Genomic DNA, 18,288 nt, shown 5'->3' on the forward strand with positions numbered 1-18,288 from the left:
GAAAGTTGCACACGTGTCATGGAACACGGTCTACCGGATCAGGCCGTACCGCGAGGACAACTTCCCAGAATGATCACAACCGAATACGCACCCTAGAAGGTCCGCCCGTCGGCGGCCATCTCGTCCAGCAGCGCGGGCGGCTCGAAGCGCGACCCGTACGCGGCGGCCAACTCACGGGCCCGGGCGGTGAATCCGGGCAGACCGCCGTCGTAGCCGTTGATGTACTGGAGCACGCCGCCGGTCCAGGCCGGGAAGCCGATGCCGAGGATGGAGCCGACGTTGGCGTCGGGCACCGAGGTGAGGACGCCCTCGGCGAGGCAGCGGACCGAGTCCAGTGCCTCGGCGAACAGCATCCGCTCCTTCATGTCCTCGAACGGGATCTCCGCGCCCGGCCGGGCGAAGTGCTCCCGCAGGCCGGGCCAGAGCCGGGCGCGGCGGCCGTCCTGGTAGTCGTAGAAGCCCGCGCCGCCGCTCCGGCCCGGGCGCTCGAACTCGTCCAGCATCCGGTCCATCACGGTGTCGGCGGGGTGCGCGGGCCAGACGCCGCCCGCCTCCTCGATCGCCCGGCGGGTCTCGTCGCGGATCTTGCGCGGCAGGGTCAGGGTCAGCTCGTCCAGCAGCGACAGCACCTTGGCCGGGTAGCCGGCCTGGGCGGCGGCCTGCTCGACCGAGGACGGGTCGAGGCCCTCGCCGATCATCGCCACGCCCTCGTTGATGAACTGGCCGATCACCCGCGAGGTGAAGAAGCCGCGCGAGTCGTTCACCACGATCGGGGTCTTGTTGATCTGGCGGACCAGGTCGAACGCCCGGGCCAGCGCCTCGTCCCCGGTCTCTGGGCCCCGGATGATCTCGACCAGCGGCATCTTGTCGACCGGCGAGAAGAAGTGCAGACCGATGAAGTCGGCCCGCCGGGTGACCCCTTCGGCCAGCACGCCGATCGGCAGGGTGGAGGTGTTGGAGCAGAGCAGCGCGTCCGGCGCGACCACGTCCTGGACCTCCTGGAACACCTTGTGCTTGAGCTCGGTGTTCTCGAAGACCGCCTCGATCACGGTGTCGCAGCCGGCCAGGTCGGCGGCGTCGGCGGTCGGGGTGATCCGGGCCAGCAGGGCGTCCCGCTCCTCGGGCGTGGTCCGGCCGCGCGCGACCGCCTTGTCCAGCAGCCCGGCCGAGTACGCCTTGCCGCGCTCGGCCGCCTCCTGGGTGACGTCCTTGAGCAGCACCTCGATCCCCGCCCGGGCACAGGAGTACGCGATGCCCGCGCCCATCATCCCGGCGCCCAGCACGGCCACCCTGGCGGCCTTCCGGGCCGGCACGGCATCCGGGCGGCTGGCACCGGAGTTGACCGCCTGCATGTCGAAGAACAGCGCCTTGATCATGTTCTTCGAGGTCTGCCCGCAGGCCAGCTCGGCGAAGTAGCGGGCCTCGATCACCATCGCGGTGTCCACGTCCACCTGGCTGCTCTCCACCGCCGCCGCCAGGATGTTGCGCGGCGCCGGGTAGGGCGCACCGGCCAGCTGCTTGCGCAGGTTGGCCGGAAAGGCGGGCAGGTTGGCGGCGAACGCGGGCGTGCTCGGGGTGCCGCCGGGGATCTTGTACCCCTTGACGTCCCAGGGCTGGACGGCCTCCTCGTGGGCGTCCACCCAGGCCCGCGCCTTCGCCAGCAACTCCTGTGGAGTTGAAGCCAGTTCGTCGACCAGGCCGTGCTCCAGCGCCTGGGCCGGCCGGTACTGCCTGCCCTGCAGCAGCACCTTGAGCAGCGCGTCGGTGATGCCGAACATCCGCACCGTACGGACCACGCCGCCCCCGCCCGGGAGCAGACCCAGCGTCACCTCGGGCAGGCCGATCTTGCTGCCGGGGGCGTCCAGTGCGACCCGGTGGTGGCAGGCCAGCGCGAGTTCGAGGCCGCCGCCGAGCGCGGCGCCGTTGATCGCGGCGACCACCGGGCGGCCGAGCGTCTCCAGGGTGCGCAGCGCGCGCTTGATCCGCATCGAGTTGTCGAACACCCGCTCGGCGTCCTCGGGGCGGGCGGCCGAGATCAGCCGCAGGTCCCCGCCGGCGAAGAAGGTCTTCTTGGCGGAGGTGATGACGACACCGCGCAGGCCGTCAAGGGCCTTCAGTCGGGCGACGGTTGCCTCCAGCGCGTCGGTGAAGGCGGCGTTCATGGTGTTGGCGGACTGGTCCGGGTCGTCCAGTACCAGGGTGACCACGCCGGTCGCGTCCTGCTCCCAGCGGATGGGGGTGGTGGCAGTCATGAGTCCAGGTCTCCAGGAGTGACGGGTGGTCAGATGCGCTCGACGATGGTGGCGACGCCCATGCCGCCGCCCACGCACAGGGTGATCAGGCCGTAGCGCAGGTCGCGCCGCTCCAGCTCGTCGACGATGGTGCCGAGCAGCATCGCGCCGGTGGCGCCGAGCGGGTGGCCGAGCGCGATCGCGCCGCCGTTGACGTTCACCTGGTCGGGGCGGAAGCCGAGTTCGCGGATGAAGCGGAGCGCGACGGCGGCGAACGCCTCGTTGATCTCGACCAGGTCGATGTCGGCGGCGGTCAGCCCGGCCTTGGCCAGCGCCTTGCGGGTGGCGGGGGCGGGACCGGTGAGCATGATGGTGGGCTCGGAGCCTGAGACGGCGGCCGAGACGATCCGGGCCCGCGGGCGCAGCCCGTACCGCTCGCCGATCTCCCGGGAGCCGATCGCCACCAGGGCGGCACCGTCCACGATGCCGGAGGAGTTGCCCGCGTGGTGCACGTGGTCGATCCGTTCGACCCAGTGGTACTTCTGCAGCGCCACGGCGTCGAAGCCGCCCGCCTCGCCGATCCCGGCGAACGAGGGCTTGAGCCCGGCCAGCGTCTCGACCGTGGTGCCGGGGCGGATGAACTCGTCCCGGTCCAGCACCACCAGCCCGTTGCGGTCCTTGACCGGGACCACCGAGCGGTCGAACAGGCCGTCGGCCTGGGCCTTGGCGGCGCGGGCCTGGGACTCGGCGGCGAAGGCGTCCACGTCGGTGCGGGACAGGCCCTCGATGGTGGCGATCAGGTCGGCCCCGATGCCCTGCGGGACGAAGTGGGTGTCGTAGGAGGTCATCGGGTCGGCGAACCAGGCGCCGCCGTCGGAGCCCATCTTCACCCGGCTCATCGACTCCACGCCGCCGGCCAGGATCAGGTCCTCCCAGCCCGAACGGACCTTGGCGGCGGCCAGGTTGACCGCCTCCAGGCCGGAGGCGCAGAAGCGGTTCTCCTGCACCCCGGCCACGGTGTCCGGCAGCCCGGCCGCGATCGCGGCGATCCGGGCGATGTCGGAGCCCTGGTCGCCGATCGGGCTGACCACGCCGAGCACGATGTCGTCGATCGCGGCCGGGTCCAACCCCGGTTGGCGGGCCTGGAGTTCGTGGATCAGACCGACCACCAGGTCGATCGGCTTGGTGCCGTGCAGACTGCCGTTGGCCTTGCCCCGGCCGCGTGGGGTGCGGACAGCGTCGTAGACGTACGCTTCGGTGGTCACGTGAGTGCCTCTCAGGTCAGCAGGGAGCGGCCGATGATCTCTTTCATGATCTCGGTGGTGCCGCCGTAAATGGTCTGGATCCGGCCGTCGGTGAACGCCTTGGCGACCGGGTACTCCGTCATGTAGCCGTATCCACCGTGCAGTTGCAGGCAGCGGTCGGCGGTGCGCTTCTGCAGCTCGGTGGCCCACCACTTGGCCATCGAGGCGTCCACGGGGGTGAGCGCGTAGCGGTTGTGCTCGGTGATGCAGCGGTCCACGAAGGTCCGGGTGACCGCGCACTCGGTGGCCAGCTCGGCGATCTCGAACCGGACGTGCTGGAGCTTGGCCAGCGGCTTCCCGAACGCGGTGCGCTGCTTGACGTACGCGGTGGTCAGCTCGACCAGGTACTCCGCCCCGGCGATCGCCGAGACCGCGATGCCCAGGCGCTCCTGGGCCAGGTTGCGCATCAGGTACAGGAAGCCCTGGTTCTCCTCGCCGAGCAGGTTGGCCTTCGGCACCCGGACGTCCTGGAAGAACAACTCGGCGGTGTCCTGGGCCTTCTGGCCGATCTTGTCCAGGTTCCGGCCGCGCTCGAAGCCCGGCATGCCGCGCTCCACCACCAGCAGGCTGAGGCCGTGCGCGCCGCCCTCGACGGTGGTCCTGGCGACCACCACCACCAGGTCGGCCAGGATGCCGTTGGAGATGAAGGTCTTCGCGCCGTTCAGCAGGTAGTGGTCGCCCCGGTCCTCGGCCCGGGTGGTGATGCCCTGCAGGTCGGAGCCGGTGCCCGGCTCGGTCATCGCGATCGCGGTGACCAGCTCGCCGGAGCAGAAGCCGGGCAGCCAGCGCCGCTTCTGCTCCTCGGTGGACAGCTGGGTCACGTACGGGCCGATGATGTCGTTGTGCAGGCCGAGTGCCAGCCCGCTGGCCCCGGCCCGGGTGAACTCCTCGGCCAGCACGGCCGGGTAGCGGAAGTCGAGGCTGCCTCCGCCGCCGTACTCCTCGGGGACGGCCAGGCCGAGCAGGCCCTGCCGGCCGGCCGCCAGCCAGGCCGAGCGGTCGACGATCCCGGCCCGCTCCCAGCGTTCGTGGTGCGGGAGCACCTCCTTGGCCAGGAAGGCGCGCACGGTCTCCCGGAACGCCTCGTGCTCCTCGGTGTAGATCTCACGCTGCACGGTTTCCTGCCTTCAGCTGGAGAGGCTCTTGACGTCCCAGTCCCGGGCCACCTCGGCGGTGTGACCGCCGGGCTGTGCCGGGAGGCGGCGCAGCGCGCCGGGGGTGACGGAGAAGCGCGGGGCGGGTGCGGGCTGGGTGATCCCGCCGGCGGTGACGTACGTGCCGCGCGCCACCAGGTGTTCGTGCTCGGCCGCCTGACCGAGCGTCAGCACGGGGGCGGTGCAGGCGTCGGTGCCCTCGAAGACGGCGGCCCACTCGGCCTGGGTCCTGGTCGCGAACCGGGTGGCGATCAGCGCCCGGAGTTCGGGCCAGCGGGCCTGCTCGTACTGGCCGGGGGCGTCCGGGCCGAGTTCCAGCAGCCGGGCGAACTCGGCGTAGAACTGCGGCTCCAGCGCACCGACGGCCAGGTAGCCGCCGTCGGCCGCCTGGTAGACGGAGTAGCAGGGGGCGCCGCCGTCCAGCAGGTTGACGCCGCGTCCGTCCTGCCAGAGCCCGGCGGCCAGCAGGCCCCAGAGCATGGTGGTCAGGTGGGCCGCCCCGTCCACGATGGCGGCGTCCACCACCTGTCCGGTGCCGGTCCGTTCGGCGTGCCGGAGCGCGGCCAGCAGGCCGGTCACCAGGTAGAGCGAGCCGCCGGCGTAGTCGCCGAGCAGGTTGGCGGGGAAGGCGGGCGGGCCGTCCGCCGCCCCGGCCAGGCCGAGCACGCCGGCGGTGGCCGCGTAGCCGAGGTCGTGCCCGGCCCGCTGGGCGAGCGGGCCGCTCTGGCCCCAGCCGGTCATCCGGCCGTAGACCAGCGCGGGATTACGGGCCAGGCAGGCGTCGGGGCCGATGCCGAGGCGTTCGGCCACGCCCGGGCGGTAGCCCTCGATCAGCAGGTGGGCCCGCTCCACCAGGTCGAGCACCCGGCCGGGCCCCTCGGGCGCCTTCAGGTCGACCAGCACCGAGCGCTTGTTGCGGTTGGTGACGTCGTACGCCGGGTCGACGCCGAGCACCGCCGGGCCTGGCCGGTCCACCCGGACCACGTCGGCGCCGAGGTCGGCGAGCAGCATCGCGGCGAACGGCCCCGGCCCGATCCCGGCCAGTTCCACCACCCTGACCCCGGCCAGCGGCCCGGGACTGGTCATCTGTGCCACCGGCTGTCCTCCAAGTTTGACAGTGGGGCTGTCACAGTCGCGATGATAGACAAGTGACCAGCCGGTAACAAGGGCCCCGACAGCGCGTCGGGGACGGCCTTGCGATCGGCTGCACACAGGCGGATTCTGGGGGCTGAACGATCGACCGGGAGAGGTGATCGGACATGCAGAACCACTGGATCGTCGACCTCGTCTTCGAGGAGGACGACAACCGCACCGCCTGCACCGCGACGCTCAGCGGCTTCAGCGCCCCCGGCGTCCGGGGAGTCGGCATCGCCCGCCGCAATCCGGGCGACTCCCCCGACTCCACCGTCGGCGAGGAACTGGCCGCCGCCCGCGCCTGCTCCAACCTGGCCCACGAGCTGATCCACCGGGCCGCCGCCGGAATCGAGGACCGCACCCGCACCACCGCCCACCTGATCTTCTGACCCACCGCCAGCCGCCCCCACCGCCGGGCCCGGGTGGCCACGAGGGCCCGGTGGTAAAATTTCATAGCTCGGGATGATTCGTCCGGAAGGTCGCGATCATGACGTCATTGCGCGTGGATCCCCATCGCAGCACCATGTCGGCGGTGGTCGCGGGTGTGCTGTCCGCCGGCTTGCTGGTGACCGGACAACTGCTCCTGTGGCGGACGCCGGAGTACGACGGAGCGAACGCGGTGCCGCAGCTCACCCGCTTCTACCTCAACCACGGCAACCAGAACCTCGCCGAGGTGTCGGCCCTGATGCACCTCGGTTCGGCCCTGCTGTTCGCCTGGTTCCTGGTGGCGCTGATCCGGACCGTGCGCGGGGCGGAGCGGCGGGCCGGCCGGGTCGGCAACCTGTCGACGCTGATGCTGCTGGGCGGCACGGTCTTCATGGTGTTCATCATGCTGGCCGGCACCACCGGGAACCTGTTCGGCATCACCGCCGACAACGCGGACGGCTTCCCGGTCGAGCCCCGCACCGCGGTGATCGCCATCCTGCTGCTGGACATGTCCTACGCCGCCGCGATCGCCGCGATGGTGGGCGTGTCGATCCTGCTGTTCGCCCTCTGGCGCGCGGTGCGGACCGTCCACGCGCTGCCCGCCTGGCTCGGCTGGTTCGCGTTCGTGCTGGCCGTCCTGTGCCTGGCCGGCCCGTTCGGCGCCTGGGTCACTCCGCTGATCTTCGCGCTCTGGATGCTGGCGGCCTGCGTCGCGCTGCTGATGACCACCGAAGCCGCGCCCGAGCAGCCGGGCCCAGCGGCCTGACCGTTCCGCACTGACGCCCCTCGACTGCGGGGTCCGGACCACCGGGCCCCGCAGCCGGCTGCGCGGACCTGCCTGTTCCCGGCCGGACATAGATCATCCCTATGAGGCCATAACCGCGGAAAGGGTAGCCTAACCAGAAGCCGCCAGCCACCCTGGCGGATAACCGCCGCCCAGCCGAAGGACGCATCGCATGCCTCGCCCCATCCGAGTGGCCATAGTCGGAGCCGGCCCCGCCGGCATCTACGCCGCCGACGCGCTGCTGAAGTCCGAGGTCGCCACCGAACCCGGGGTCTCGATCGACCTGTTCGAGCGGATGCCTGCCCCCTTCGGTCTGATCCGCTACGGCGTCGCCCCCGACCACCCCCGGATCAAGGGCATCGTGTCCGCGCTGAACCAGGTGCTCGACAAGCCGCAGATCCGCCTGTTCGGCAACGTCGACTACGGCACCGACCTCACCCTGGACGACCTGCACCGGTTCTACGACGCCGTGGTCTTCTCCACCGGCGCCGACGCCGACCGCGCGCTGGACATCCCCGGCATCGGCCTGGACGGCTCCTACGGCGCGGCCGACTTCGTCTCCTGGTACGACGGCCACCCGGACGTCCCGCGGACCTGGCCGCTGGAGGCCGAGAAGGTCGCCGTGCTCGGCGTCGGCAACGTCGCGCTGGACGTGGCCCGGATCCTGGCCAAGACCGCCGACGAGCTGCTGCCCACCGAGATCCCGCCGAACGTCCACGCCGGTCTGGCCGCCAACAAGGCCGTGGAGATCCACGTCTTCGGTCGCCGCGGCCCGGCCCAGGCGAAGTTCAGCCCGATGGAGCTGCGCGAGCTCGACCACTCGCCCACCATCGAGGTGATCGTCAACCCCGAGGACATCGACTACGACGACGGCAGCATCGCCACCCGCCGGGGCAACAAGCAGGCCGACATGGTCGCCTCCACCCTGGAGAACTGGGCGATCCGCGACGTCGGCGACCGCCCGCACAAGCTCTTCCTGCACTTCTTCGAGTCCCCGGTCGAGGTGCTCGGCGCGGACGGCAAGGTGGTCGGCCTGCGCACCGAGCGCACCGAGCTGGACGGCACCGGCAACGTCAAGGGCACCGGCACGTACCAGGACTGGGACGTCCAGTCGGTCTACCGCGCGGTCGGCTACCTCTCCCAGGAGCTGGCCAAGCTGCCCTTCGACACCCTCTCCGGCACCGTCCCGCACCAGGCCGGCCGGGTGATCGAGGGCGGGCAGCACCTCCCGTCCACCTACGTCACCGGCTGGATCAAGCGCGGCCCGGTCGGCCTGATCGGCCACACCAAGGGCGACGCCAACGAGACCGTGGCCTGCCTGATCGAGGACTTCCGGGCCGGCGCGCTGCGTTCCCCGGAGGCCCCGGAGCAGGACGCGGTCGTCGCGCACCTGACCGCGAACGGCGTCGGCTACACCACCTGGGACGGCTGGAAGCTGCTGGACGCGTACGAGCGGGCGCTCGGCGAGCCGCAGGACCGCGAGCGGGTCAAGGTCGTGGAGCGGGCCGAGATGCTCCGCGCCAGCGGGGCGACCCTCCCTCAGGAGTAGCTCGACTTCCCCCGCCAGGGGGAGCCGGTTCGTGACCACGGTGGACGTGGCGCAGGGGCGCCGGGCGAGAGGGTCGAGGCATGGACCTCACCTCTGCCGGCGCCCTCCGCCGTGGCCTGTGCGCGGCCACCGTCGCGGCGACCCTCCCCTACCTGACCGTCAAACTGCTCTGGCTGTGCGGCAGTACGGTCGGCTTCACCGACCGGGCCGACCTCCCGGTCGGCGACGACGCGCTCTGGCTGGCCAACCTGATCACCTTCGGGATGGACGCCGTCGCCCTGCTGCTCGCGCTCGCCTTCGTCCGCCCCTGGGGCCGGCGGGTGCCGGTCGGCCTGCTGGTCTTCCCGATGTGGGTGGCCACCGGGCTGCTCGGCACCCTGGTGGTCGAACTGCCGCTGATCTTCGGCGCGCAGCTGGTGCTCGGCGGCGAACCCCCGGCCACCGCGCAGGGGTGGCTGCAGCCCTGGGTGTTCGTCCTGGTCTACGGCGGCTTCGTGCTCCAGGGGCTGACCCTGATCACCGGATTCGTGCTGCACGCCCGGGAGCGTTGGGCCGCGCTGCTCGGCGGCCGGATCGGCGACCTGCCGCGCACCGCCACCCTCCGGCTCCAGCAGGTGCTGAGCTGCGTGGCCGCCGGGCTCGCCCTGCCGGTCGCGGCCGCCAAGCTGTACTGGGCGCTGGGCGGGGACCGCGGCCTGCCGCTCTCCTTCCAGGACGGTCCGCAGCGGCCGACCCGGATCATCGCGGGCGTCACCGCCGTGCTGCTGCTCGCGGCCGGCGCGGCCTTCCTCCGGCTGGCCTTCCGGCTCGGCCCGGACCGCCCGCTCCGGCCCACCCTGGTCACCGCCTGGCTGGCGGCCGGTGCGGTGTTCGCCTGGGGGTCCTGGATGCTGTTCGCGGACGGGCTGCGGACCGAGGTGCCGAGCGCGGCCGACGCCGTCCCGCCGGTCACCTCGCTGGTGGGCATCGGACAGGCCGGGGCGGGTCTGCTGCTGCTGGTGGTCGGCGCGGTCGCCCTGCTCGAACACGCCTCCGCCCGGGCTGACGTAGAGTCAGCCGGATGAGTGCACTGATCGGGCGCAGCGCGGCCCTGCGCTGGGTGCATCTGGTGCTCGGCGGCGCGCTGTTGATGCCGTACTGGATGCTCTCGCTGGTCCTGCTCATCTCCCGGTTCGGCGACCAGGACCCCGGGCGGACGGTGCTGCTGCAGTTCCTCGCGCTGGCCCTGGCGCTGCCGATGGCCGCCGTCACCGCGCTGGTCCCGCTGGTCCGGGTGCTGGAGAGTACTGCCGCCCGGGCGCTCGGGCTGGGCGGGGCGGCGGAGTTGGCGACCACCCCGTCGCAGTCCTGGGCCGCCCGGCGGCGCACGGCGGCCTGGTACGTCCAGCACCTGCTGCTCGGCGGGATCGTCTCCGGGCTGTCGCTGGCGGTGCAGCCCGCCGTGGTCGTCCTGCTGGCCTTCCCGCACCACGACGCGATCCCGCTCTGGTTCGGCGAGACCGATGTGCCGCTGCCGCTGCTCGCGCTCGGCCTGGCCACGCTGCCCGTGCTCGCCAACGCGGCCGCCGGGGCCTGGCTGGCCAGGACCGCCCCCGCGCTGCTCGGCCCGACGCCCGACGAGAAGCTCGCCGCCGCCGAGCGGCGGGCCCTGGCACTGGCCCAACGCAACCTGCTGGCGCGGGAGTTGCACGACTCGGTCGGGCACGCGTTGAGCGCGGTCGGCATCCAGGCGGCCGCGGCCGGACGGGTGCTGGCGAGCAGTCCGGAGTTCGTCGCGGAGGCGCTGCGGGCGATCGAGGAGACCGCGCGGGCCGCCGTCGCCGAACTGGACACCGTGCTCGGCCTGCTCCGCGAGGATCAGCTCGCCGATCCGGCCGCCGGTCCGACCCTGGCGGAACTGAGCTCCCTGCTCCGCCAGTTGGAGCTGGCCGGGGTGCCGGTCGAGACCCGGGCCGGTCCTGGGCTGGCCGCCCTGCCCGGCGAGGTCTCCCGGGCCGCGTACCGGATCGTCCAGGAGGGCCTGACCAACGTACTCCGGCACGCCGGGCGGGTGCCCGCCGCACTCCGGATCGAACTGGCCGACGGAGTACTGGAGTTGGAGTTGAGCAACCCGGTCGGCGCGGAGCGGCCGAGCCGCCCCGGTGGCGGCCGGGGGTTGCCCGGGATGGCCGAGCGGGCCGCCGTGCTGAGCGGCGAGTGCGCCGCCGGACCGACCGGGGACGGCCGGTGGCGACTGGCCGCCCGGCTGCCGATCGAGGGGGAGACGTCATGATCCGGGTGGTGGTGGCCGACGACGAGCGGCTGGTCCGGCTGGGCCTGCGGGCCATCCTGGACGCCGAGGCCGACCTGACCGTGGTGGGCGAGGCGGCGAGCGGCGCCGAGGTGGTGTCGCTGGTGCGCGAGCTGCGGCCGGACGTGGTGCTGATGGACGTCCGGATGCCGGGGATCGACGGCATCCGGGCCACCGAACAGCTGACGACCACCCTCGACCCGGCGCCCCGGGTGCTGGTGGTGACCACCTTCGAGAACGACGACCACGTCTACGGGGCGCTGCGCGCCGGGGCGGCCGGCTTCCTGCTCAAGCGGGCCAGGGCGGAGGAGATGGTGCAGGCGGTCCGGCTGGTCGCGCACGGCGACTCGCTGCTCTTCCCGAACGCCATCCGGCAGTTGGCGGCCGGCCGGCCGGCGCCCGCCGCCGGCCCCGCGCCGACCGACCGGCTCACCGAACGGGAGGGCCAGGTGCTCCGGCTGATGACCGCCGGCCTCACCAACGGCGAGATCGCCGAACGGCTGGTGGTCAGCCCCGAGACCGTGAAGACGCACGTCGGCAGCGTGCTGGCCAAGCTCGGCGCCCGGGACCGCACCCAGGCGGTGATCACCGCGTACGAGTCCGGCTTCGTCCGGCCGGGCTGACCGGACCGACCCCCGGGATCTCCTTCCGCACCCGGCTACCCGCGGGTAGAGTGCGGCGACCGGGCCCCTGGGGGGCGAACCGTACGACAAGAACTGGTGAACGCATGTCGGTCTGGACCCGCCCGGCGCTCTGGTTGCGCCTGGCCGTGGTGGTGTCGGCGGGGCTGGGGCTGGTCCTCGGCACCGGCTCCCTGGTGTACTTCACCGTGGACAGCAACGTCATCGTGCTCGGCTACTTCATCGGTGCCGTGTACTGGATGGTCCAGCGGGACACCGTGGACGCCCCCGCGCCCCGGCTGCGCGGCGCCGCGACGCTGTACATCACCATCACCGGCCTGGTCGCGCACATCCTGCTGAACAAGGGCGTCAACCCGCTGCCCGGCCTGGTCGACGGCGCCGACCTGCGGCAGGAGTGGTCGAGCTTCTTCCTGCACTACGTCACGCCGGTGCTGGTGCTCACCGACTGGCTCTGCCTCAAGCCGCGGAACGCCTCGCGCTGGAAGGACCTGCCGCTCTGGCTGGCCTTCCCGCTCGGCTACGCGGCCGTCACGCTGGTCCGGGCCGCGGCCTTCCCGGACTTTCCGAACAAGTACCCGTACTTCTTCCTCGACCCGTCCGAGAAGGGCTACGGCTGGGTGTCGCTCCAGGTGGTCCAGCTGACCTTCGAGTTCGTCGCGCTGGCCGCGCTGGTGGTCGGCCTCGACCGGCTCGGCACGCTGGTCGCGCGCAGGCTCCGGCCGGTCGAGGCGTAGCGCCGGGCTCAGACGCCCCAGGCCGCGCGCAGCCGCGCGAACTCCTGGTGGAACGCCGGGAAGGTCTTCCGCACGCAGCCCGGGTCGTCGAAGGTGGTGCCCGGCGTGCGCAGGCCCGCGACCGCGAAGGACATCACGATCCGGTGGTCCCCGTGGGTGGCGATCTCCGCCGCCCGCGGGGTGCCGGGCCGGATCTCGATCCAGTCCCGGCCGGTCTCGACCGCGATCCCCTGGCGGCGCAGGTTCTCCGCACACGCCTCCAGGCGGTCGCACTCCTTGACCCGGGTGTTGTAGACGTCCTCGATCCGCACCGGAGCGTCGGCGAACGGGGCGATCGCGGCGAGCGTGGGCATGGTGTCGGAGATGTCCCGCATGGTGACGGTCAGCCCGCGCAGCCGGCCGCCCTCGGCGCCGGTGACGGTGACCGCGTCCGCGCCGATCCGCACCGTCGCGCCCATCCGCTCCAGCACGTCGACGAACCGCAGGTCGCCCTGGAGCGCGTCCCGCCCGAGGCCGGGGACGGTCACCTCACGGCCCGTCAGCGCGGCCGCCGCGAACACGTAGCTCGCCGTCGAGGCGTCCGGCTCGACCGGGTAGTCCACCGCCGTGTAGCCGCCCGGCGGCACCACGAAGACCTTGCCCTCGCGCCGCACCTGCACGCCGAAGCTGCGCATCATCGCCAGCGTGATCTCGACGTACGGCGCCGAGACCAGGTCGGTGACGGTGATCCGCAGGCCCTCCTCGGTCAACGGGCCGAGCAGCAGCAGCGCCGTCAGGTACTGCGAGGACAGCCCGGCGTCGAGGGTCAGCTCGCCGCCCCGGACACCCTTCGCGCGGATCCGCAGCGGGTGGTGGCCCTCCTGCTCCTCGTGCACCAGCTCGACCCCGAGCTCCCGCAGCGCCTCGGTCAGCGGGCCGAGCGGCCGCCGCCGCATCTGCGCCGAGGCGTCGAACCGGAACTCCCCGTACCCGGCCGCCGCCAGCGCCGGCAGGAACCGCGACGTGGTCGCCCCGTCCCGGCAGTACACGTCGGCATCGTTGGCCGGCCCCTGCGGCCGCCCCTCGATCACCCAGTCCGCCCCATCGGCCGTCACCCGGTACCCGAGCCCGGCCAGCCCTTCGGCGAACCCCTCGGTGTCGTCCGAGTGCAGGGGCCGCACCAGCCTGGTGGTCCCCTCCGCCGCAGCCGCCAGGAACAGCGCACGCGCCGTCACCGACTTCGATCCGGGTATCTCGACAACCGTCACAACATCCTCCACGGCGGGATCATCTCGGGCCGCCCCATCCTCCCCCGCTGCACCCCGACCACCGGGGGCCGTCCCACGACTCGGACCACAGTCCGTCAGCTCGGGCCCGGGGCGGCCGTCGGCGGTGGCAGCCGAAGGCCACCCCGAGCCGGACGCACCGTCAGTTCGATGGCGACGTATCGTGCACGGTGTTCGACCGGGCTGAATCCATTTCCTTGCGCATCGTGGTCGGATATTTTCAGCTCGCCGTATGTTCGGCAGATCTGCCACATGAATGCCCGGGGCCTGCTCGCTGCTCTGCATCCTGGCCGGGCCCGACCAGGACTGACCGTCCGTCAGGCGGTCGAGGGCGGCCCGGGACGCTCCCGGGCCGCCCTCCCCGGTGCGGACTACACGCCCAGCGCCGAGCCCCCGGTCGCGTCCAGCGTCTGGCCGGTGACCCAGCGGGCGTCCTCGGAGGCCACGAAGGCGACCACGCCGGCTATGTCCGCCGCCTCGCCGACCCGGCCGAAGACGGAGTAGGAGGCCGCCTGGGCGTGTGCTTCGGGGTCGGCCAGCCAGGGGTTGATGTCGGTGGCGACGATCCCCGGGCTGACCGAGTTCACCGTGATGCCGCGCGGCCCGAGGTCCTGGGCCAGGGTCAGCGTCAGGACGTCGAGCGCGCCCTTGGTCATCGAGTAGGCGGTGATGCCGGGGAAGGCGATCCGGGTGGCGCCGGAGGAGATGTTGACGATCCGGCCGCCGTCCCGCAGGCGGTCGAGGCCGTGGCGGATGACGAAGAACGGCGCCTTGACGTTGACCGCGAAGACCCGGTCGTAGTCCGCCTCGGTCACCTCGTGGATGCGCCCGAGGGCGTTGATACCGGCGTTGTTGACCAGGATGTCCAGCCCGGTCGCGCCCTCGGTGTGCTCGGCCAGCCCGGCGTCGAACGCCGCCCAGAGCGCCTCCGCGTCACCGGGCACGCCCAGCTCGGCGCCGATCGCGAACGCGCTGCCGCCCCCGGCCCTGATCTCCTTGACGACCTGCTCGGCGGCCTCCCGGTTGGTGCCGTAGTGCACCGCGACCAGCGCGCCCTCGCGGGCCAGCCGCTCGGCCACGCCCCGACCGATGCCCCGGCTGCCGCCCGTGACCAGTGCCGTCCTACCTGCAAGCGAACCCATGGCTGTGCCCTCGTTCCCCTCGTGGCCAGTTCTGTAGCGATCACTACGGAACGAGACTGTAGCACTTTTCTGTAGTGCCCGATATAGAATTCCGGCATGGCCACTGATCGGACCGCCGAATCACCCGGACAGCCCAGCGCCCTGCCCGCCGACCACACCGCACCCGCGCGCGGCAGGCCCCGCTCGTTCGACCGCGAGGCCGCCCTGGCGCGGGCCGTCGACCTGTTCTGGGAGCGCGGCTACGAAGCCACCTCGGTCGCCGACCTGACGGCCGCCATGGGCATCCGCCCGCCCAGCCTCTACGCGGCCTTCGGCGACAAGCGCTCGCTGTTCGAGGCAGCGGTGGCCAGCTACCAGCAGAGCCACGGCGTGACGCTGCCGCGCGCACTGGACGAGGGGCCGACCGTCCGGGCGGGCATCGAGCGGATGCTGCGCGCGGCGGCGGCCGAGTACACCGACCCGGCCCACCCCTGGGGCTGCCTGCTGACCAGCTCGACGGTCAACTGCACGGCGCCCGAGGTGGAGCAGGCCATGCGCGAGGTCCGCAACGCCAACGTCCGGGCCCTGGCGTCCCGGATCCGGGCCGATGTCGCGGCCGGGCACGAGCCGCCCGGCACCGACGCCGCCGCCCTGGCCGTCTTCGTCGGCACGGTCCTGCAGGGCATGTCCCAGCGGGCCCGCGACGGCGCGACCCGGGCCGAGCTGGAGCAGGTCGCCGAGTTCGCCATGCGGGCCTGGCCCTAGCGAGCGGCGCCGGTCCGGGCGTAGCGCCCCGGGGTGACGCCCCAGGTCCGCTTGAAGTGCCGGGTGAAGTGCGACTGGTCGTAGAAGCCGACGGCCACCGCCACCTCGCCGGGCGGCTGCCCGTCCAGCAGCAGCCGCCGGGCCAGGTCCACCCGACGGGACGTCAGGTACTGGTGCGGCGCGATGCCGTACGCGGCGGTGAACGCCCGGACCAGATGAGCGGGGTGGGCGTGCAGCAGCCGTCCGGCCTGGTCCAGCGTGGTGGCCTCGCGGAGCCGGGCGTCGAGCAGGTCCCGCAGGTCCTGGGCCACCCCGCGCGGGGGCTCGCCGACCGGCACCAGCCGGGGCCGCAGGTGCGTCCGCAGGCGTTCGCCGATCAGCGCGAGCCGGCTCTCCGCCTCCAACTCGTCGCCGGGGCGGGCCAGCGCCGTGTGCAACCGCCCGATCCGGGCGCGCAGTACGGGGTCGGTGAGGTCCGGGCCGTCGACGGCCGGGCCGATGAAGCTCGCGTCCAGCTGGGTGGTGTCCAGGTAGAGCACCCGCTTGCGGAAGCCGTCGGCAGTGGCCGGTGAACCGTTGTGCGGGACGAGCGGCGGCAACAGGCTGACGGTGTCGCCCGGGGTGCCGCGCCGGTGGCGGTCCAGGTCGTAGGAGACCGCGCCGTCGTCGACGATCAGCAGGGTCCAGCTGTCGTGGACGTGCATCGGGTACCTGTGCCCGGTGAAGCGGGCGTGCAGCACCTCGGTGACACCCGGGACCGCCGGGCGCCAAGCGGTGATGTCCTGGCGGGGCGTCATGCAAAGAACGTACAAGACGGCGCCGCCGCCCACCCCGCAGTCTCGACCCATGAGCACCGACCACGAGACCGCCCCCGCCCCCGTCCGCTTCGACACCAAGATCGCCGTACTGCTGCGCACCGACCTCGAGCCCTGGCAGCGGCTGAACGTGACCGCCTTCCTGGTCAGCGGCCTCGGCACGGCCGCTCCCGAGCTGATCGGCGAGCCGTACGAGGACGCCGACGGGGTCGGGTACCTGCCGATGTTCCGTCAGCCGGTGCTGGTCTTCGAGGGGTCGAAGGAGCTGCTGACCGCCGCGCACGGCCGCGCGCTGTCCCGCGAGGTGCCGGCGGCCGTGTTCACCTCGGACCTGTTCGGCACCGGCAACGACCGCGACAACCGGGCGGCCGTCCGGGCCGTGGGCACCCACCAGCTCGACCTGGTCGGGCTGGCCGTGCACGGGCCGCGGAACGCCGTGGACAAGATCCTCAAGGGCGCCCGGATGCACCCCTGACCCGCGGCGGCCCTACCCTGAGCGGCATGGACGAGCGTGACGGCGTGGAGATCGTGGCCTTCCCGGACGGGGCCGCGTTCGAGCGGTGGCTGGCCGAGCACAACGGGCGGCAGGAGGGGGTGTGGGTCAAGGTCGGCAAGAAGAACTCGGGCGTCCCGAGCGTGACCGAGGACGAGCTGGTCGACCACGGCCTCTGCTTCGGGTGGATCTCGGGCCAGCGCCGCTCCCTCGACCAGGAGTACTACCTCCAGCGGTACGTGCCCCGCCGCCCCCGGAGCCTCTGGTCCCAGGTCAACGTGGAGAAGGTGGCCGAGCTCACCGCCGCCGGCCGGATGCGCGAGCCCGGCCTCGCGGAGGTTCGCCGGGCCCAGGCCGACGGACGGTGGGCCGCCGCGTACGCCTCGCAGCGGAACGCCACGGTGCCGGCCGACCTGGCCGAGGCGCTGGCCGCCGATCCGGCGGCGGCCCGGGCCTTCGAGGCCCTCAACCAGTCCGGGCGCTACCAACTGCTGCTGCCCCTGTTGCAGGCCCTCACCCCCGCGACCCGGCGGGCCCGCCTGGAGCGGGCGGTGAAGTCGCTCGCCGGGAAGGTCGGCTGACCGGCCGTCGGATCTGACGGCCGGTCAGGGGCGGAGCTGGAACGCCGCCGTCAGGGTGTAGCCGACCAGGGCGCCGAAGAAGGCGACGGCGGTCACGTGCCGGGCGGTGAACGGCAGTCCGGCCAGGGCCGGGTAGAGCAGGACGGCGACCGCGGCGCAGCCGTCCGCCACGTAGAGGCCCAGCGGCGGCAGGATGTTGGTGGTGCGGGCGGCCCAGCCGGTGGCCACCAGGAAACCGGTGAGCAGCACGAAGCCGGACAGCAGGCCGGAGCCGATGGTCAGCAGGACCGAGTGCGGCTCGGGCACCGGCTCGCCCTCGGGGAGGGCGGGGCGCAGCCGGTGGGCGACGGCCAGGCCGGTCACCGCGATCAGCAGGGCGGCGAGGGCGCCGAGCAGGGCGAGCAGGTTCACGTGCGGCTCCCGGGGCGGTGGATGGGGTGGAGCAGGGCCGCCAGCGCGGCCGGGACGAGGACCACCAGCAACAGCACGACCGACCAGACCACCGGGTCGATCCCGGGCGCGGTGGCAGCGGGCGGCACGACGGGCGGCGGGGCGGCGAGCGCGCTGAAGGTCACCGGTGGCGGTGGCGGCACCGACGGCGGTGGGGGCACCGCGACCTGAGAGGTCGTCGACTCGGCCGCCACCGCCGGCACCACGGCCGGCGGCTTGGGCCGGGCCGCCTTGGGGGCCGGCGGACGGGGCGCGGCGGGCACCACGGCGACACTGCTCGCGGGCGCGGCGGGCACGACGGGCACGGTGGGCTCGGTGGGCGTCGGGCTGGGCACCGCGACGGTGGGCGAGGGTGAGGGCGACGGTGAAGCCGAGGGTGACGGCGGTGCGGTGGACGCCGTCGGCGTCGGGGTGGCCGGCTCCGACGGGCACGCCGGTGGCGGCGGCGGCGGAGGGCAGCGGGGAACGTCATCCATCCGGCCGATTGTGCGGCCCCACCCCGTTCATCCCACCCCGGACGACTACGGCGCTACCCGGACGGGTGACGCCAT

Annotated in this window: 19 protein-coding genes; 10 read left to right on the plus strand and 9 right to left on the minus strand. The window is 73.0% G+C overall.

Translation table 11 applies throughout. From position 1 onward, the window contains the following. Positions 1 to 92 precede the first annotated feature (92 nt). The 4 genes from ACIRPK_RS23135 to ACIRPK_RS23150 are packed head-to-tail and all read right to left on the minus strand — an operon-like array spanning position 93 to position 5,775. A complete protein-coding gene (locus ACIRPK_RS23135; protein WP_403041180.1) occupies positions 93 to 2,252 on the minus strand; it encodes a 3-hydroxyacyl-CoA dehydrogenase NAD-binding domain-containing protein in 2,160 nt (719 codons plus the stop codon). Positions 2,253 to 2,281: 29 nt separating this feature from the next. Further along, entirely contained in the window at positions 2,282 to 3,496 is a 1,215-nt protein-coding gene (locus ACIRPK_RS23140) for an acetyl-CoA C-acetyltransferase (protein WP_403041181.1), read from the minus strand. A gap of 11 nt (positions 3,497 to 3,507) precedes the next feature. Further along, positions 3,508 to 4,650 carry an acyl-CoA dehydrogenase family protein gene (locus tag ACIRPK_RS23145; RefSeq protein WP_403041182.1) on the minus strand — a complete coding sequence of 381 codons (1,143 nt, stop codon included), beginning with the start codon at positions 4,648 to 4,650 and terminating at the stop codon, positions 3,508 to 3,510. A gap of 12 nt (positions 4,651 to 4,662) precedes the next feature. Then, positions 4,663 to 5,775 (minus strand): CaiB/BaiF CoA transferase family protein, encoded by a 1,113-nt coding sequence (locus ACIRPK_RS23150; protein ID WP_403041183.1) that lies wholly within the window; start codon positions 5,773 to 5,775, stop codon positions 4,663 to 4,665. A gap of 173 nt (positions 5,776 to 5,948) precedes the next feature. Between ACIRPK_RS23150 and ACIRPK_RS23155 the strand changes: the two genes are divergently transcribed. The 7 genes from ACIRPK_RS23155 (at position 5,949) to ACIRPK_RS23185 (ending at position 12,247) form a co-directional block, all read left to right on the plus strand. After that, on the plus strand, positions 5,949 to 6,212 hold the full coding sequence (locus tag ACIRPK_RS23155; protein ID WP_403041184.1) for a DUF1876 domain-containing protein: 264 nt from the start codon (positions 5,949 to 5,951) through the stop codon (positions 6,210 to 6,212). Between the two features lie 98 nt (positions 6,213 to 6,310). After that, positions 6,311 to 7,015 (plus strand): hypothetical protein, encoded by a 705-nt coding sequence (locus ACIRPK_RS23160; protein ID WP_403041185.1) that lies wholly within the window; start codon positions 6,311 to 6,313, stop codon positions 7,013 to 7,015. Positions 7,016 to 7,205: 190 nt separating this feature from the next. After that, positions 7,206 to 8,582 carry an FAD-dependent oxidoreductase gene (locus tag ACIRPK_RS23165; RefSeq protein ID WP_403041186.1) on the plus strand — a complete coding sequence of 459 codons (1,377 nt, stop codon included), beginning with the start codon at positions 7,206 to 7,208 and terminating at the stop codon, positions 8,580 to 8,582. A gap of 80 nt (positions 8,583 to 8,662) precedes the next feature. Next, positions 8,663 to 9,646, plus strand: a complete 984-nt coding sequence (locus tag ACIRPK_RS23170; RefSeq protein WP_403041187.1) for a hypothetical protein — start codon at positions 8,663 to 8,665, stop codon at positions 9,644 to 9,646. Then, positions 9,643 to 10,854 (plus strand): sensor histidine kinase, encoded by a 1,212-nt coding sequence (locus tag ACIRPK_RS23175; protein ID WP_403041188.1) that lies wholly within the window; start codon positions 9,643 to 9,645, stop codon positions 10,852 to 10,854. Before ACIRPK_RS23170 ends, ACIRPK_RS23175 begins: the two co-directional genes overlap by 4 nt. Then, positions 10,851 to 11,495, plus strand: a complete 645-nt coding sequence (locus tag ACIRPK_RS23180) for a response regulator (protein ID WP_403041189.1) — start codon at positions 10,851 to 10,853, stop codon at positions 11,493 to 11,495. The genes ACIRPK_RS23175 and ACIRPK_RS23180 overlap by 4 nt, the downstream gene beginning before the upstream one ends. 104 nt (positions 11,496 to 11,599) lie before the next feature. Then, positions 11,600 to 12,247 (plus strand): Pr6Pr family membrane protein, encoded by a 648-nt coding sequence (locus ACIRPK_RS23185; protein WP_403041190.1) that lies wholly within the window; start codon positions 11,600 to 11,602, stop codon positions 12,245 to 12,247. Between the two features lie 8 nt (positions 12,248 to 12,255). Here ACIRPK_RS23185 and aroA read toward each other — a convergent pair whose 3' ends face one another. Continuing rightward, on the minus strand, positions 12,256 to 13,494 hold the full coding sequence (aroA, locus tag ACIRPK_RS23190; RefSeq protein ID WP_403041290.1) for a 3-phosphoshikimate 1-carboxyvinyltransferase: 1,239 nt from the start codon (positions 13,492 to 13,494) through the stop codon (positions 12,256 to 12,258). Positions 13,495 to 13,883: 389 nt separating this feature from the next. Further along, positions 13,884 to 14,654, minus strand: coding sequence for an SDR family oxidoreductase (locus ACIRPK_RS23195; protein ID WP_403041191.1), 771 nt, complete (start codon positions 14,652 to 14,654; stop codon positions 13,884 to 13,886). A 96-nt stretch (positions 14,655 to 14,750) separates the two neighbouring features. On the opposite strand from ACIRPK_RS23195, the gene ACIRPK_RS23200 reads away from it, so the two are divergent. Beyond that, on the plus strand, positions 14,751 to 15,398 hold the full coding sequence (locus ACIRPK_RS23200; protein ID WP_403041192.1) for a TetR/AcrR family transcriptional regulator: 648 nt from the start codon (positions 14,751 to 14,753) through the stop codon (positions 15,396 to 15,398). Here ACIRPK_RS23200 and ACIRPK_RS23205 read toward each other — a convergent pair. After that, positions 15,395 to 16,195 carry a helix-turn-helix domain-containing protein gene (locus ACIRPK_RS23205; RefSeq protein WP_403041193.1) on the minus strand — a complete coding sequence of 267 codons (801 nt, stop codon included), beginning with the start codon at positions 16,193 to 16,195 and terminating at the stop codon, positions 15,395 to 15,397. The genes ACIRPK_RS23200 and ACIRPK_RS23205 overlap by 4 nt on opposite strands. A gap of 49 nt (positions 16,196 to 16,244) precedes the next feature. On the opposite strand from ACIRPK_RS23205, the gene ACIRPK_RS23210 reads away from it, so the two are divergent. Then, on the plus strand, positions 16,245 to 16,688 hold the full coding sequence (locus ACIRPK_RS23210) for a DUF2000 family protein (protein WP_403041194.1): 444 nt from the start codon (positions 16,245 to 16,247) through the stop codon (positions 16,686 to 16,688). Between the two features lie 26 nt (positions 16,689 to 16,714). Next, positions 16,715 to 17,287, plus strand: coding sequence for a YdeI family protein (locus ACIRPK_RS23215; protein ID WP_403041195.1), 573 nt, complete (start codon positions 16,715 to 16,717; stop codon positions 17,285 to 17,287). A gap of 24 nt (positions 17,288 to 17,311) precedes the next feature. Here the strand turns inward: ACIRPK_RS23215 and ACIRPK_RS23220 are convergent, their stop codons facing one another. Then, entirely contained in the window at positions 17,312 to 17,698 is a 387-nt protein-coding gene (locus ACIRPK_RS23220) for a hypothetical protein (protein ID WP_403041196.1), read from the minus strand. Next, positions 17,695 to 18,033, minus strand: coding sequence for a hypothetical protein (locus tag ACIRPK_RS23225; RefSeq protein WP_403041197.1), 339 nt, complete (start codon positions 18,031 to 18,033; stop codon positions 17,695 to 17,697). Before ACIRPK_RS23225 ends, ACIRPK_RS23220 begins: the two co-directional genes overlap by 4 nt. Positions 18,034 to 18,288 lie beyond the last annotated feature (255 nt).

Origin of the sequence: Kitasatospora sp. NPDC101801 (assembly GCF_044766665.1) — a bacterium.
Taxonomy (GTDB): domain Bacteria; phylum Actinomycetota; class Actinomycetes; order Streptomycetales; family Streptomycetaceae; genus Kitasatospora.

Bases quoted from the DNA above. Each gene is read 5' to 3' on its own strand.
- ACIRPK_RS23135 (WP_403041180.1), bottom strand. From the start codon at position 2,252: ATGACTGCCACCACCCCCATCCGCTGGGAGCAGGACGCGACCGGCGTG.
- ACIRPK_RS23150 (WP_403041183.1), bottom strand. From the start codon at position 5,775: ATGACCAGTCCCGGGCCGCTGGCCGGGGTCAGGGTGGTGGAACTGGCC.
- ACIRPK_RS23155 (WP_403041184.1), top strand. From the start codon at position 5,949: ATGCAGAACCACTGGATCGTCGACCTCGTCTTCGAGGAGGACGACAAC.
- ACIRPK_RS23160 (WP_403041185.1), top strand. From the start codon at position 6,311: ATGACGTCATTGCGCGTGGATCCCCATCGCAGCACCATGTCGGCGGTG.
- ACIRPK_RS23165 (WP_403041186.1), top strand. From the start codon at position 7,206: ATGCCTCGCCCCATCCGAGTGGCCATAGTCGGAGCCGGCCCCGCCGGC.
- ACIRPK_RS23170 (WP_403041187.1), top strand. From the start codon at position 8,663: ATGGACCTCACCTCTGCCGGCGCCCTCCGCCGTGGCCTGTGCGCGGCC.
- ACIRPK_RS23175 (WP_403041188.1), top strand. From the start codon at position 9,643: ATGAGTGCACTGATCGGGCGCAGCGCGGCCCTGCGCTGGGTGCATCTG.
- ACIRPK_RS23180 (WP_403041189.1), top strand. From the start codon at position 10,851: ATGATCCGGGTGGTGGTGGCCGACGACGAGCGGCTGGTCCGGCTGGGC.
- ACIRPK_RS23185 (WP_403041190.1), top strand. From the start codon at position 11,600: ATGTCGGTCTGGACCCGCCCGGCGCTCTGGTTGCGCCTGGCCGTGGTG.
- ACIRPK_RS23195 (WP_403041191.1), bottom strand. From the start codon at position 14,654: ATGGGTTCGCTTGCAGGTAGGACGGCACTGGTCACGGGCGGCAGCCGG.
- ACIRPK_RS23200 (WP_403041192.1), top strand. From the start codon at position 14,751: ATGGCCACTGATCGGACCGCCGAATCACCCGGACAGCCCAGCGCCCTG.
- ACIRPK_RS23205 (WP_403041193.1), bottom strand. From the start codon at position 16,195: ATGACGCCCCGCCAGGACATCACCGCTTGGCGCCCGGCGGTCCCGGGT.
- ACIRPK_RS23210 (WP_403041194.1), top strand. From the start codon at position 16,245: ATGAGCACCGACCACGAGACCGCCCCCGCCCCCGTCCGCTTCGACACC.
- ACIRPK_RS23215 (WP_403041195.1), top strand. From the start codon at position 16,715: ATGGACGAGCGTGACGGCGTGGAGATCGTGGCCTTCCCGGACGGGGCC.